Source organism: Paenibacillus sp. 1-18 (genome assembly GCF_000520755.1).
GTDB classification, from domain to species: domain Bacteria; phylum Bacillota; class Bacilli; order Paenibacillales; family Paenibacillaceae; genus Paenibacillus; species Paenibacillus brasilensis.
Genome location: NZ_ASSB01000017.1, coordinates 1 through 360 on the forward strand (window position 1 = coordinate 1; position 360 = coordinate 360).

Below are 360 nucleotides of genomic sequence, written 5' to 3' on the forward strand. Positions count from 1 at the left end.
CAGCGAGCCGCATACCGCGCACGGCTCGCCCTCGCGCAGCTCAGAAGCTAAACGCTGTGCGAGACGGCCCAATTCCTCGGCGCGGAGCTTGTGGCGCAGTTGCTCCTCCTCGGCTGCCAGTGCCGACACGTCGGCCGTGATTTCCGTTTCCAGCGTCACTAGCGCCTCGATACTTGCAGCCGCCTGTGCAGCAAGGGCAGAACGCCGCGCCTCCGTCTCCTGTGTCTCCTGCTCCGTCAGCTTCAGGTGTTCGTCAGCTTGCGCAAGCCGTTTCTCCTGAAGGGCGTACTCCTGTTCAGCTTCACTCAATTGCTCATTCACTGTCTCCAGCTGTTGCAGCCGTTGCACGGCCTCTTGCAG

Annotated in this window: 1 pseudogene; it reads right to left on the reverse strand. The window is 62.5% G+C overall.

The window, feature by feature from the left end:
• A pseudogene (locus L693_RS27545) lies at positions 1-348 on the reverse strand (SMC family ATPase); the annotation flags it as partial.
• Between the last annotated feature and the right edge of the window lie 12 nt (positions 349-360).